The sequence below is a fragment of the Paenibacillus sp. FSL R7-0273 genome (genome assembly GCF_000758625.1).
GTDB lineage: Bacteria > Bacillota > Bacilli > Paenibacillales > Paenibacillaceae > Paenibacillus_AQ.
This window is the reverse complement of the sequence record NZ_CP009283.1, coordinates 5,235,048-5,247,716: the sequence shown is the minus strand read 5'-3', so window position 1 is coordinate 5,247,716 and position 12,669 is coordinate 5,235,048. Positions and strand designations below refer to the sequence as shown.

Sequence of the window (12,669 nt, the reverse complement as noted above, 5' to 3'; positions counted from 1 at the left end):
TATGCAGGAGCATTGGCCCTTTTTATTATGCGGGAAATAGCCGGACAATATATTAAGGCTTTCTTCCCGCAATATGCCACTTGTAACTTCAGGTTTATGATAAGAGTGTTCGAATACAATATGAGAAGCATTACTTCCCTGCTCGTCTAAAAGATTACATAGATCGATATCACTGGCAGCATACACGAGCCGTCCAAGCTGGGACCAGACCATCGCCCCGGAGCACATAAAACAGGGTTCACAGCTTGAATATTTCCTTTTAACCTCTATGATCCGCTTTAGGAGCTGCAGGCGAGTAAAACACGTCACTATGCATATGCTTGATCTTGTCCCAGTTGCCCGGATTCATCGTATCAGGAGAGCGTTGCTCCAGAATAGCCTGATACAGTTCGGTTTTTTGCTCCAGATGGGCGATATGCTGTTTGGCTTCTTCAAGCTTAGCAAGTGCGTCCTCTTTATGCTCCATCATGAGTGCGTAACGCTGCGAGAGGGTTGCTTCTCCTTCAAGACAGAGAGTCACGTACATTTTGATGACCTCAATGGGCATCCCGGATTGTTTAAGGCATTTGATGCCATGCAGCCAGTTAATCGATTCTTCGTCAAAGACCCGGATGTTGTTGTGATTGCGCTGAATGCTGGGCACCAAGCCTTTATCCGTGTAAAAGCGTATTGCGTGTTCAGTGAGTCCCGTTATTTGAGCCGCTTCCTTAACTGTATGCATATGAAATCCCTCCTTTCCTTTTTTTGAATCTGCTTGACTTCGTGTAACACGAAGGACCTAAGGTTAGTGTAACGCAAATGAGCCGTAGGTGAAATCCCTGCTGCAATGTCCGGTTCAGGGACTACGCTCAGCTGCTGTTAAACATTTAACCGGGAGGAATTACGATGCACAACGTTACATTAAACAATGGTGTAAAAATGCCGCTCATCGGCTTCGGGGTTTACCAGATTCCTGATGCCCAAGAATGCGAGAACGCCGTGTATGATGCGCTGATGGCTGGTTACCGCTTAATTGATACCGCAGCCGGATATCTAAATGAGGAAGCGGTAGGCCGTGCGATTAAGCGCAGCGGTATACCGCGTGAGGAGCTGTTCATCACGACCAAGCTCTGGGTTCAGGATGCCGGCTACGGGAGTGCTAAGCTGGCGTTTGATAAATCCCTTAAGAAGCTCCAGCTTGACTATCTTGATCTGTACCTGATTCACCAGCCATTCGGTGATTACTATGGTGCTTGGAGGGCGATGGAAGAACTGTACCGCGAAGGCAAAAGCAAGGCAATCGGGGTCAGCAATTTCCTGCCTGACCGTCTGATGGACCTGATTGTCCATAACGAAGTAGCACCCGCCGTCAACCAGATCGAGACGCATCCGTTCTGCCAGCAGGCAGAGAGTGCAGCTTTTATGAAAGAACAGGGAGTACAGCACCAGTCATGGGCTCCGTTTGCTGAAGGACTTAACAACTTATTCGGTAACGAGGTATTGGTCTCACTGGCTGAAAAACACAATAAGTCTGTCGCCCAAGTCGTATTGCGCTGGCTTGTTCAGCGTGGGGTCGTTGTCATTCCAAAATCAGTCAGAAAAGAGCGTATTGCCGAGAACATTAATATTTTTGATTTTGAGCTCCGTTCAGAGGATATGGAACAAATGGCTGCCCTTGATACACGGTCTAGTCTCTTCGGTTCTTACCTGGATCCGAAAACCGCACATCTGATGGGCAATTGGAAAGTCGATCTGTAAACCTTTATTTCTTTAAATAATCCTGTAAAAGAGGGCCCCACGGCCTTCTTTTTTTGTGCCTGCATAGACTCAGTACCGGTGCGAACTCCATCCTTTTTTGCAAGGAATCTTGGTTATTTGCGATATTTCCCGTGCCGGCACGGCGGTAGAATTAGGGATGAAAGGAGAAGTGATTGCATGAACCAGGTATCACCGGCTGCTTCGAAAGCGCTTAATAAGAAAGCGCTTAAACGAAAAGCTAAGCCATTCGCGGACTTTAGAGCGCACAAAACCTACTATTTTATGCTCATCCCGCTGTTCGCCTATTTTATAGCCTTTAACTACCTGCCGCTTGCCGGGCTGTACAATGCTTTTACCGATTATGATTTCAGCAAAGGACTCCTGAGCCCGTTCGTCGGCCTGCAGAATTTCGAGTTTCTGTTCAAGGGCGGGGCGGACTCGATTATCTGGAAGCTGACGCGCAATACCATCCTCTACAATGTGGCATTCATCATTCTTAGTAACGTGTGCCAGATCGGAATGGCAGTGCTGCTTAAGGAAATTGCGTTTAAACGGTTTGTTAAAACCTCGCAGACGCTGATGTTCATGCCTTATTTTGTCTCAATGGTTATTATCGGCTCCATCATCTATAACCTGTTCAATTTTAACTACGGCGTACTCAACAATATGTTCACTTCGCTGGGCATGGAAAAATTCGACTTCTACCGCACCCCATGGGTCTGGCCGATCATCATTGTTGTCGTTGAGATCTGGAAGAGCCTGGGCTATGGAACGGTCATTTATCTGGCTTCCATTATGGGGATCGACGAGAGCATTTATGAGGCAGCTTATGTGGATGGAGCTTCAAAGTGGCAGCGCATCCGTTATGTTACGCTTCCGCTGCTCAAGCCGACGGTCATTATTCTGCTGCTGTTCGCGGTTGGCGGAATACTGAAGGGACAATTCGACCTTTTCTGGAATATTGTCGGCAATAACGGGCTGCTGCTGAACGCGACGGACATCATTGACACTTATGTATACCGTTCACTGACCGTCAACTTCAGCATCAATCTGGGAACGGCTGCGGGCCTGTATCAATCCGTATTCGGGCTGCTGCTGATCCTGACCGTGAATGCAATTGTCCGGAAGTTCGACCGGGAAAACTCATTATTCTAGAAAGGGCTGTGATTGCACGTGAGTTCTGTGGCTGTTGATAAGCACGGCAGTAAAATCCGCAAGGACGCGGGGACAAGAATATTTGATATTTTCGCTGTGGTGACGGTATCCATCGGCGCCTTGCTCTGCGTGATTCCGTTTATTATTATGCTCTCCGGTTCCCTGAGCACGGAGTCTGAGGTTGTGCGGAGCGGTTATTCGATTATACCCAAGGGCTTCACGCTGGAGGCCTACCGGGTTGTCTTCACTTCGCTGGGCAATACGATCGGCAGAGCCTATATGGTTACGATCTATGTTACGGCGGTTGGGACCTTTCTCGGTCTGCTGTGTACCTCAATGGGAGGATATGTGCTCTCCCGCCCGGATTTTAAGCACAGGGATAAGGTATCTTTCTTCGTCTACTTCACTACGCTGTTCAGCGGCGGTCTGATTCCTACCTATCTCGTTGTAGCCAATGTGCTGCATCTGAATCACTCGCTCTGGTCTGTCATTCTCGGCGGCCTGATGTCCGCGTTCAACGTATTCCTGTTCCGGAACTTTATCAAGGGTATTCCCGATGCGCTGATGGAATCTGCGAGAATTGACGGTGCCGGGGATTTCCGGATTTACTGGCAGATCATCATTCCGCTCACTAAGCCTGCCATGGCGACCATCGGCCTGTTCACCGCACTGGGCTACTGGAACAACTGGTTTACCTACAGCCTCTATCTGATCACGGATAAGGATAAATGGGGGCTGCAGTATCTGCTCTACCGCATGCTGTCCAGAGTGACGGATGCGGTCAAGGGCTCAGATGTCCTGATTATCCAGCAGCTGCCCAGTGAAACGATGAAGCTGGCTACGGCGATGCTGGTTACCGGCCCGGTTCTGCTGTTCTATCCGTTTGTGCAGCGTTATTTTGTCAGCGGTCTGGTAGTCGGAAGTGTGAAGGGGTAAGAAACGGCAGTCCAAGGCGGCTGATGAATCCGGTTTGAAGCGGAGAAGACGTATTTACTGTTTTCTCCGCTGAACATATACTTGTTCTAATAATGGAGGGGTTAAGCTTGAAAAGAAAGCAAATCACAAAGACAATGTTCGTCACATCGATGGCCTTATTGCTGGGCCTGTCTACAGCCTGCTCAAATTCGAATTCAGGCAGCGGCAACAGCGGAAGTGAGCCTGCTAAGACCGGTAACTCGGCGGCAACGGATGCACCGAAAGAAATCGTTGAATTGAAAGCGATTACGATGGGGAATGAACCGAAAAGCGGGCTGGATAACTTTTATAAAGAGCTGGACGCTTTGACTGAAAAGGATCTCGGTATCCGGGTCCGGTTCGATTATATCCCGTGGGGCGATGAGAAAAACCAGATCAGCCGGGCTATCGCCGCCAAGGAATATGATCTTTATGTCGGCGGTGCGTGGTCTGATTTTGCCAACTTTGCCACCAAGAACGCATTCGCCGATCTGACGCCGCTTCTGGAAGAAACGCCAGATCTGGTAGAGCACTACAAAGGCTCGCTCGAACGCGTAAAAATCGACGGCAAGGTATTCGGCATTCCGCAATACAACAAGCCGGGCGGCGGCGGGGAAGGCATGCTGTACCGTGAGGACCTGCGCCAGAAATGGGGACTTCCGGAGATCAACAGCCTGGAAACAGCCGAGCAGTATCTCTACAAGGCCAAAGAGGAATATCCGTCTACCCCGATGCTCAACGACAAGCGGTTTGGCACTAATATTTACTCCCAGCTGATTGCCAGCAAATACTATACGGTTGCCGCCGATTATGCTGTAGCCTCCTTTGATGATCCTTACAAGATAATCAGCATATACGATACGCCTGAGTATAAAGAGGCTGTAGCCAAGGCCAAGCAATGGTACGACGACGGCATCGTCGACCATGACGTGCTTGCTGCACAGGGCAATGCTACTGCCGAAACGCTGGAGCTGATGAAGGTGGACCAGAAGCCGCTCGAATTCAACAATCACCTCGGTGCAATCAGTAACAACTATATTAACCAGCTTAAAGAAGCGCTCCCGGATTCAACCTATGGCTGGTATGACTTCTTGATGGATAATAATGCTCCGGCCTTCCTGCCTAGAATGTCGCCAAGCACCATTACGATGATTTCTGTAGGCGCCAATACTCAACATGCCCTGGAAGCACTGAAATTTATTGAAAAAGCGCATACCGACCAGACCTATTACAATTTACTCGCTTATGGTGTAGAGGGCGAAAATTACAAGGTTGATGCTGACGGTTATATCCTGTATGAGGGCATTCCAACCGATAATATCAAGCCTGCCTGGACAGGGCTGTATGACGGTTATCAGGCTCTTCAGGTCAATTACCCGGGAGAGTGGAAGGCGATCTTCGATAACATTCAGGCTGAAGGCGCTAAGCGTGCTGAAGCCGGAGGTACCGACCCGTACGAAGGCTTCAGCTTTGATACCAGCTCGCTGGCCAGTGAGCTGTCCAATCTGGAGACGGTCAAAACCCAATATATCCAGCCGCTTAGCGTAGGGATGACCAATGACATCGACGGCGATCTCGCCAAAGTACAGAAGCAGCTGAAGGATGCGGGCTTCGATACCTATCTGGCTGAATTGCAGAAGCAGGTGGATGCATTCAAGGCATCCAAATAACAAGCAGCGCAAGCCGCCCGGCAGGAATATTCCTGCCGGGCGGCTTTGGAAATAAAATCCGCAAGAAACGAAAGATGGTGGGAACATGGATAAGCTTGTGGTTTATACTGCCCCGCCGGGCGTACCCGGCAGGGAGGATTTTGCAGTGTATGTACGGGTTCCGGGGGAAGCCTGGCAGCAGCTGTTTGTGTATGAGGTAAAGGTGGATATGCACAATGTGCGTTGTGCTTCTATGGCCTATTTTGACATGAGCGGGAAAGTGGAGGTAAGGATACAAAGTCTGGGTCAGCCAATTCATGAAGCCGTAATCCGTCCGCTCTCAGCGGGCCTCCCGTTTGAGCATACCGGCCGGGAATTGACCTTTATGCTGGACCGTCCGCAAAAGCTGTCCATAGAAATCAACGGGGAACGGTTCAGTAATCTGCATCTGTTCGCGAACCCCTGTGAGCGTGATGCACCGGACCCGCAGCAGGAGAACGTTCTCCTGCTGCAGCCGGCCATCCACCGGACAGAGGATATCTTCCGTCTGCTGGCACAGGCTGAGGGAACAGGCGGGCGGGTGCGGGATACGCTTTATTTTGCACCGGGCATGCATTACATCGAGGAGACGCTGCTAAGGATTCCATCCGGGATAACCGTATATATTGCCGGCGGCGCCGTTGTGGCAGGCTCCATGGTCTGCGATCACGTGCACGATGTTTCTATACGCGGCAGAGGGATTATCCGGCTGTCTGATTTTCACCGCTTCTCGGCCTTCCGCGGCATCCGGATTAAGTTCTCGGAGCATATCTCTGTTGAAGGGATTATTACGCTGGACCCGCCTCATTACAGCATATATCTGGGTAAGTCCCAGCATGTGTCCATCCGTAATTTCAAATCCTTCAGCACCCGGGGCTGGTCGGACGGCATTGATATGATGGCCTGCACTGACATAGAGATTGATGATGTTTTCCTGCGTACTTCGGATGACTGCATCGCGATCTACGGCTCACGCTGGGATTATTACGGGAACAGCAGCGGCATCCGGGTGCGTAATTCCATCCTCTGGGCGGACGTTGCCCATCCGCTGATGATCGGTACCCACGGTGACCATCACGGGGACGGGGACATTATTGAGGATATCGTGTTCGAGAACATCGATATTCTGGAGCATCATGAGCCGCAGACCAATTATATGGGAGCCATGGCTATCAATGCCGGAGATAAAAACACAGTCAGGAATGTCCTATACCGGAACATCCGGGTCGAGCCCTTCGAGCTAGGCCGCCTGATCGACCTGAGGGTGGTATGGAATAAGGACTACAATCCCGTCCCCGGACACCGGATTGAGCAGATCCGCTTTGAGGATGTTTCGTATAACGGGGAAAATGCACACCCTAGCCAAATTTTTGGCTATGACGATGAACGGACCGCCGATCATGTGAGCTTCAAGCGCCTTAAGGTAAACGGGCAGACGATTCTGCAGCCGGAGCAGGGCGTGCTTGAGGTGAATGAGTATGCGCGGGGGATTTTGTTTGAGGAGTAAGGCTTGTCCAACAAAATGAACCCGGGAGGATAAAATGAAAACGCTAAAAAGCTGGATGTACAAATGTGCAATTGCGGCAGTGTCGGTTATCCTGGCGGCTACGCCGGTATTCCCCGCAGAGGCTGCGGGCGGTACAACTCGGCTGTCTGCCGGAACCGTCCTATCCTCTGCTGTGTCAGACGATGGAATACGTGCCGGGGTTACGGACTCCACTTATATTGAAGCCCCGGCAATTGAATTGCCCGCTGAAGCTGCAGTCACCGTTACAGCGTCTGCTTACGGGAATGCAGTCCGCTACCCGTTTGACGGCAACGCCGGCAGTGAGGATGGCCTGGCTGATGCGGCGGTATCCGGAAGTCATGTCTATGTGGAGGGCCGGGTCGGGCAGTCAATCAGCCTGAACGGAAGCGACAGCTATGTGACCCTGCCGGCCACTCTTCCGCCAGCGGCTGCCGACGAAATTACCGTATCCGCCTGGGTGAACTGGAAGGGCGGAAAGGACTGGCAGCGTATCTTCGACTTCGGAAACGGCACGACCCAATATATGTTCCTGACGCCCAAGACAGGCAATTACATGCGGTTTGCCGTCAAGAACGGCGGGAGTGAGCAATCCGTCCAGACGGCCCAGCTCGTGGCGAACCAGTGGGTGCATGTGGCTGTGACGCTGGGCGGCGGCAAGGCGCGCCTGTATGTAAACGGGGAGCAGCAGGCCGAAGCCAATGTGTCGATTAAACCTAGCCAGATTAAACCATCGCTTAATTACCTTGGGAAGAGCCGGTTTGCTGACCCTCTGTTCAACGGCTCGCTGGATGAATTCCGGATCTATAATTATGCCTTGGATGCAGCTGAGCTTCAAGCCCTCTATATGTCCTCAAGCGTGGACTCAGCTATTGACCAGGCCCGGAAAATCGCCGCAGAAGGACAACGGTACTATTCAGACGAAACGTGGAGCAGACTGCTGGAGGTTCTGGAGCAGGCTGAGCTGCTTAGGGCCGATCCGGCTGCGGAGCAAGCCGCTCTTCTGGCGGCTGCGGCAGAGCTGGTGGCTGCGATGCAGAGTCTGGCTGAGCCGCTGCCGGTATTCATCAACAATACGGGGACAGAGCTGCTTCATCCCGCTGTCAGTGTTGCCCCGCAGGAGCTGCTGCGGGTGAGGGAGCACATTCTAAACAAAGAGCAGCCGTGGTACGGGTATTATACAGCCTTTGCCGCCAGCAGCTTTGCCTCCAAATCGTATGCCATTAAAAATGATAAAGATCCGGCGGCAGCTTTCGGCCAGCTTGTGCCGAATTATTCCTATAACAACTATAGCACCAGTCTGTTCAACAACCAGATGACCCAGGATGCCACTGCGGCCTATTATCAGGCTGTCATGTACTTTATGACCGGGGATGCGGATTACCGGGAAAAGGCCATGCGTATCGTTCTGTTATGGGGGAGCCTTGACCCGTCGCTGGCAAAATACGTGACGGATGCGCATATTCAGCAGGGACCGCCCATGTACATGATGAATGCCGCAGCGGAATTGCTGCGCTACACAAGCACAGGCCGTGAGGAGCTGGAGTGGAAGGAGGAATACTCGCAGCAGTACAGCGATAACTTCCAGAAGCCGGCGCTCAGGCTTTGGATGGAACGCAACACCAACTGGCTGAACCAGCATCAGACCTCGGTCATGGCTACGTTATCCTCTTACGTGTTCATGGACAGCAAAGCCGACTATGAACGCATCCTGGAGTGGGCGACTGTAAATGCCGGCACGAGCATGCCGTATCAGAACGGGGCAATTGCCAATGCCATGTTTGAATTTACGGTAGACAGCAGCGGTAACGAGCTTCCTGAGCCGGTTATAGCCGTTAAAGAGATGGTCCGCGACCAGCCGCATTCCTTTGACAATATTGAAGGTCTGGCTGTTTTGGCTGCGATCATTTCCGCTCAAGGCACATTGCTTGATCCGGTTAAAGGAACAGCAGCATCGGATGCTAACGGTGTCGATGTATATTCTTTTATGAACGACAGGCTGATCAAGGGTGTGAACTATTACTATAAATATAATCTTGGATATGATGTGCCCTTTAACGACGGTCTGAATGCCCCGGTTAGCCCGGACAGGCGGGGACGGCTCAGCGGCCGCGAGGATTACTATTATATCTATAAATATGGAAAAGGCTATACGGACAATAACCCTGACTTTCAGTATGTAGCGGAAGCCATGTACCGGAGCTGGGAAGTGTACGGACTGACTGTCAACGATTCCTGGCTCTATATCCTTGAGGCGGCTGCAGGAACAGCCGTACCTCCAGTACTCGCCCAGGAGAATGGGGGGATAGTGCCATACCAGCTGGAGACGCGGTTTACCCCGTTTGGGAGCAGCGCAGTCCGGACAGCGGAGGCAGTCCGGGTGGAGACTTCAGCGGAGGGCACCCTCTTTGCCGTTTACGGGCTGAACATCTGGCGGGGCGGTGATCTGGCTGTCAGGATCAAAAGCGATGCTATTACAACGCTGGCTCTGCAGGGCGACACAGACAAGGAGCCGTTTACTTCGTTCCGGCTGCCCGATACCGGAGGGGAATGGAAATATGCGGTTATCAATCTCTCCGCTCTGCCTGCTACCGCATTTCAGGCGGATTCGATCCTTTATTTCAGAGTATCCGGGGAGCCTGGCGATTCTATCGAATTAGACCATGTACTCGTCAACAGCACTACAGTTAAATCGCCGGCTTTCAAAGGAAATGCCAGTACGCTCGGGCTGGATGCCTATCCGTCAGCACAGCTGCAGTATGATGTCTCCAATGCAGCGGCAAATGCCGGGCAGAGCTTAACCTATGGCATTTCAGGAGATAATGCGGGCTTCCTGGCGGATGCCGAAATTTCCGTCAGCAATGTGGGCGTACTGACCGGGAAGCTGCCGGCATCGCAGCCGCCCGGCGATTATTCCTTCTATGTGACGCTAACAAACGGAACTGCTATTAAGCTGCTGGAAGTCACTGTAACGGTGGCCGGTCTTTATAGCGATACAATTGCGAATGTGATCAGCGCCTATGATCCGGCCCAAAAGTATGAGACAGCCGGCTATACCCTGTTCCGCAGCAAATATGATGCTGCACTGGCGCTCATCAGCTCCGGTGATGAAGCGGCGCGGAATACGGCGCTGCTGGAGCTTAAGGAAGCGGTAATCGGGCTGCGGCTGCTGAACCCGCTGCTTGATGACGGGGCGCTTGATCTGACCGGCATAGCTTCCGGGGCTGCGGACAGCGCAAGCATCAATATGGCTTCGCTGGTTGACCTGTATGCATCCGGCATTCCGATCCGCTGGATTGCGGATGAGAAGCAGTTCACAATTGATTTCGGTGCAGGCTTTAAGGTGAAGCCGGATGCGTTCAGGCTGCTGCCGGACGCAGCGTTCCCTGCCCGATCTGAGGGAGCCGTTATTCTGGCCTCCAATGATTATGCGAACTGGGTGCGGATCTCTGATGATATTTCAGAATATACCACCAGCTGGTTCAGCTATACGGTGAAGAATGAATATAAGGATACGGGCTTCCGCTACTTCCGCCTGAAAGACATTACGGCAGGAGTGTTGAACAAGGATGATTACACGGAGGATCAGCCGTTTACTGTTGCGGATCTGCATATTTTCGGGGAACGTTATGAAACGGCCGGTGTGGTCAGGGATATCAGTCTGACCGTGCAGAATGCCGTGCCGGTGCAGGATACGCTGCCGGTTCCGCCAAGAGCGGTCATCGGGGATAAAGTGGTTCTGTCCTTCTCAGCGGATGAACCGATCGGCAATATCCGGGCTGCGATCCAAGGGGAGTCTGTACAGGTTACAGACCACCAGAACGGCACCTATACGGCCGAGTACACCGTCAGTGCCGGAACGAAGCCGGGCTATGCCGCCATTTCGCTCGATTACACTTTGGCAGACGGTACTCCGGCGGATACCGTATACAGCTACCCTGACAGCTATACCGCAGGTGCAAACAATACACAGGTGTCCCGGAAAATTCTCGTTTCAAATACGGCAAACGAGATTAATGCGGCAGCCGAGGCGTATATTACCGGTTCGGACAATACCCTGGATGCGGGCGAGATCCCCCTATTGTTCGACGGGAAAATATCGACCTTCCCGGATGTAAGAGCCGGGGGCGGCGGATACGGAACTTACACCCTTGATTTTGGCGCAACCGACAGCAGCAAACGGGTTCAGCTTGACCGTATTGAAATACTGAACCGCAACGGATTCCCGGCCAGAGCTTCTGGAGTGTCTGTAAGCGCCTCGGCAGACGGAGTGAACTGGATAACGGTCTCCGGAGGCTCCAAAAACTACAGCTATGACACATGGCAGCCGGTCAGCGTGCTGGACCGGTACAAGGACGCCGGGTTCCGTTATTTGCGGATTAACGGCGGCAACTGGTACGGCAATATTTCGGAGCTGCGGCTCTTCGGGCAGACAGGCACGGATCTCGCAGGCTACGATCCTGTCTACACAATCACCACAACAGCCAATGATCCTGCGGCCGGGACAACGATAGTGTATGTTAATCCGAATGGCCTGCCGCCTGCCCCGCAGCCTTCAGGGAATGAAGGAAGCGTGTTGACGGTGCATGGGGACCTTACAGCCGTTACAGTTCTTGCGGTTCCCGCGCCCGGCTATGAATTTGTGAAATGGGTTGAGCCGGTAAGCTTTTACGGCTTATCTGCGGGTTATCTGTGGACGGAATACCCGCTGTTTAATCTGACAACGTATGCCGGCGGTTATCTTGGAGGGGTCAAAACCTACAATGTAACGCGCGACTGGAACCTGCAGGCGGTGTTCCGCAAGACCGGAGGAACCGGGCCCTCTGACGCAACTGCTGCACCCGGCAAGCCGGTGCTGTCTGACAACAACGGGCATGATACAGGACTCAAAGACGGCAGCTACACCGTCACTATGAATCTATGGTGGGGAGAGAACGGGACTGCGTTCAAGCTGTATGAAAACGGCAGGCTGATCTCTACCCAGGAGCTGAAGAGCAGCTCCCCGCAGGCCCAGACCGCCAAGGCAGAAATATCCGGCAGAACGAACGGGACCTATACGTATGTCGGTGAGCTGATCAATAGCTACGGAACGGTGAAAAGTGATCCGCTGACCGTCAGCGTGACGGATGCAGCTCCCGGCAAACCGGTGTTATCCCATGACAACTGGGATGCTGACGGCAGCTACAGCATTACCATGAACCTGTGGTGGGGCACGAATGCTTCGGAATACCGCCTGTATGAGAACGACAGGCTGGTAGAGTCGCAAAAGCTCAGCGAAGCTACACCGGCTGCCCAGACAGCAGTAACGGTACTGTCAGGAAAAACGGCAGGAGTGTATGAGTATCGTGCTGTTCTGGTGAATGCGGCAGGCGAGACAGAGAGCGGGACAATATCTGTAGCTGTAAAGTAAGGCACAGGATGGCGTAAAAAGGATGCAGCTGCCCTTCGGGCAGACTGCATCTTTTCTGTTCAGCAGTTCCGGGGGGCCGCACTGGCATTTTTGGGAGCAAGCGCACAAGGGAAGATTACCGGATAGATAAGAATAGTGTAGTATTAAAATCAGTTCCCCGTGAGCAGGCAAGCCTGTCTTTAATGGATGCCAAAGGGAGT

General features: G+C 52.3%; 7 protein-coding genes. 6 read left to right on the top strand and 1 reads right to left on the bottom strand.

Annotated elements, in window-relative coordinates:
- Positions 1 to 259: 259 nt before the first annotated feature.
- Complete coding sequence (locus tag R70723_RS22690) at positions 260 to 721, bottom strand: MerR family transcriptional regulator (protein WP_039875612.1); 462 nt, start codon at positions 719 to 721, stop codon at positions 260 to 262.
- Between the two features lie 164 nt (positions 722 to 885).
- On the opposite strand from R70723_RS22690, the gene R70723_RS22685 reads away from it, so the two are divergent.
- The 6 genes from R70723_RS22685 (at position 886) to R70723_RS22660 (ending at position 12,469) form a co-directional block, all read left to right on the top strand.
- Positions 886 to 1,737 carry an aldo/keto reductase gene (locus R70723_RS22685; protein WP_039875609.1) on the top strand — a complete coding sequence of 284 codons (852 nt, stop codon included), beginning with the start codon at positions 886 to 888 and terminating at the stop codon, positions 1,735 to 1,737.
- 177 nt (positions 1,738 to 1,914) lie between these two features.
- On the top strand, positions 1,915 to 2,892 hold the full coding sequence (locus R70723_RS22680; RefSeq protein WP_039875607.1) for an ABC transporter permease: 978 nt from the start codon (positions 1,915 to 1,917) through the stop codon (positions 2,890 to 2,892).
- A gap of 18 nt (positions 2,893 to 2,910) precedes the next feature.
- Entirely contained in the window at positions 2,911 to 3,828 is a 918-nt protein-coding gene (locus tag R70723_RS22675; protein WP_231574763.1) for a carbohydrate ABC transporter permease, read from the top strand.
- Positions 3,829 to 3,935: 107 nt separating this feature from the next.
- Positions 3,936 to 5,516, top strand: coding sequence for a DUF3502 domain-containing protein (locus tag R70723_RS22670; protein ID WP_052421433.1), 1,581 nt, complete (start codon positions 3,936 to 3,938; stop codon positions 5,514 to 5,516).
- An 85-nt stretch (positions 5,517 to 5,601) separates the two neighbouring features.
- Complete coding sequence (locus R70723_RS22665; protein ID WP_039875603.1) at positions 5,602 to 7,041, top strand: glycosyl hydrolase family 28 protein; 1,440 nt, start codon at positions 5,602 to 5,604, stop codon at positions 7,039 to 7,041.
- A gap of 34 nt (positions 7,042 to 7,075) precedes the next feature.
- Complete coding sequence (locus R70723_RS22660; protein WP_039875601.1) at positions 7,076 to 12,469, top strand: LamG-like jellyroll fold domain-containing protein; 5,394 nt, start codon at positions 7,076 to 7,078, stop codon at positions 12,467 to 12,469.
- The last annotated feature ends 200 nt before the right edge of the window (positions 12,470 to 12,669 follow it).

What these genes read in the sequence shown, in the direction of transcription:
- R70723_RS22665 (WP_039875603.1), top strand. Translation starts at nt 5,602, where the DNA reads ATGGATAAGCTTGTGGTTTATACTGCCCCGCCGGGCGTACCCGGCAGG.
- R70723_RS22660 (WP_039875601.1), top strand. Translation starts at nt 7,076, where the DNA reads ATGAAAACGCTAAAAAGCTGGATGTACAAATGTGCAATTGCGGCAGTG.
- R70723_RS22685 (WP_039875609.1), top strand. Translation starts at nt 886, where the DNA reads ATGCACAACGTTACATTAAACAATGGTGTAAAAATGCCGCTCATCGGC.
- R70723_RS22680 (WP_039875607.1), top strand. Translation starts at nt 1,915, where the DNA reads ATGAACCAGGTATCACCGGCTGCTTCGAAAGCGCTTAATAAGAAAGCG.
- R70723_RS22690 (WP_039875612.1), bottom strand. Translation starts at nt 721, where the DNA reads ATGCATACAGTTAAGGAAGCGGCTCAAATAACGGGACTCACTGAACAC.